Genomic DNA, 1,347 nt, shown 5'->3' with positions numbered 1-1,347 from the left:
AATTAGTTTTGGAAGTGGAAGATATGCTACAAAATAATTTCCACTCCTACAAATGCTATTTATACCAGATTGGTCTCATTTTTGAACTACTGAGTTGCACATTTCTGACTACCACAGCATTGATTTATTGCCGCATTAATAAGATATCCTGTTACACCACCTGCTATGGTACCAGTAATTCCTGACAACACGGCTGTTACAACTGCTTCAATAGCAGCAATTTTAGGTATAATTCCTATTATAGCCAGTGTGGCTCCTATAGCACTAAACAATAACGCTGGAACTGTAATTATCCATATTCTTTCTGAAGATTGTTTTTATGGAGAGTTATGATCTGTTATAGGTGGCTAAACACCTTATTTTTTACTGGATGTGAATTGTTGTTAATTACATTTTCTTTGTGTTCATTAAATAATTTCACAAGCTTACTTTTTCCTTTTGACCCGGCCAAATATGATGTACTAGTATTTAATTCTCCTTTTTTTATTTCACCGCAAAATTTAGGGTTAGCACTTCCCTTCAATAGTAATTTTGCTTTTTCAATATCGTGATCAGTTTTCTCATGATAGCTGTAGGCAATTGATTGTAACATCCTGTTTTTTGTCTATATAGATGCGTACGGTAAGAGTATTTCCACCGTACCTCTGACTATATTCTGTAATACCGCTGATAATTAACCTTTCTTCTACATAGTCTACATCAATTTTAGCACCATATTCAAATAGTGCCTTAGCAACATCATTTTTATTTTTCTTTAAAGTATAATAAAGTGGTGAAGCCAAAATACCACATATATTAGGGTCTGCTTCGTACTTTAAAAACAAATTTACAACATCAAGGTTACCTAGTGCATACGCAACATGTAAAGGGTACCACAATAATCCCTCTAATGGTTAATGTTAAGTTAAATTTTGGACATGGATCAACACTACTATTATAAACTGATATTGAATTATCAGCGCTGTACTGGGATAAAAGTTTTTCAAGAAGTTCTATCTAACCAAATTCAGGATTATTACAAGAGTTTTCTGCAATATAGTGCAGTATTGAATTGCCAGTAAATATATCACAAATTTTAGTTTGTGTGTTGGTATCTTGAACTTTTTCTAATAGAGTTTTTGTTTTAGCTAGATCTCTATTGTCAAGAGCCTCAAATAAGTCAACTTCTTCTTCACTTAAATATGAACCATAGCGTTCTTTACGAAATTCTTTTATCCAATTTTTAGAAAATTCAGCTAAGTTGTTAACCCAATCATCATTAGACCTTTTACTGATGAATCCTTATTCAACTTGACTTGTTAATATTCCGTATACTACTGTTATTTCCTTAGTCTTTTCCATTGCTTT

3 protein-coding genes are annotated in these 1,347 nt (G+C 32.3%); all 3 read right to left on the bottom strand.

Going from position 1 to position 1,347, the window contains the following annotated elements; genetic code table 11:
- Positions 1-86: 86 nt before the first annotated feature.
- The 3 genes from CCY16_RS04980 to CCY16_RS04970 all read right to left on the bottom strand — a co-directional run bounded on the left by CCY16_RS04980 (position 87) and on the right by CCY16_RS04970 (position 878).
- Positions 87-272, bottom strand: a complete 186-nt coding sequence (locus CCY16_RS04980) for a hypothetical protein (RefSeq protein ID WP_088415428.1) — start codon at positions 270-272, stop codon at positions 87-89.
- Between the two features lie 65 nt (positions 273-337).
- Positions 338-592 (bottom strand): hypothetical protein, encoded by a 255-nt coding sequence (locus tag CCY16_RS04975; RefSeq protein WP_088415426.1) that lies wholly within the window; start codon positions 590-592, stop codon positions 338-340.
- Positions 561-878, bottom strand: a complete 318-nt coding sequence (locus CCY16_RS04970) for an ankyrin repeat domain-containing protein (RefSeq protein ID WP_088415424.1) — start codon at positions 876-878, stop codon at positions 561-563. The genes CCY16_RS04975 and CCY16_RS04970 overlap by 32 nt, the downstream gene beginning before the upstream one ends.
- Positions 879-1,347 lie beyond the last annotated feature (469 nt).

It is taken from the genome of Wolbachia endosymbiont of Wuchereria bancrofti (assembly GCF_002204235.2).
Taxonomy (GTDB): Bacteria; Pseudomonadota; Alphaproteobacteria; order Rickettsiales; family Anaplasmataceae; genus Wolbachia.
This window is presented reverse-complemented; position numbering and strand designations above follow the sequence as displayed.

Bases quoted from the DNA above. Each gene is read 5' to 3' on its own strand.
- CCY16_RS04975 (WP_088415426.1), bottom strand. From the start codon at position 592: ATGTTACAATCAATTGCCTACAGCTATCATGAGAAAACTGATCACGAT.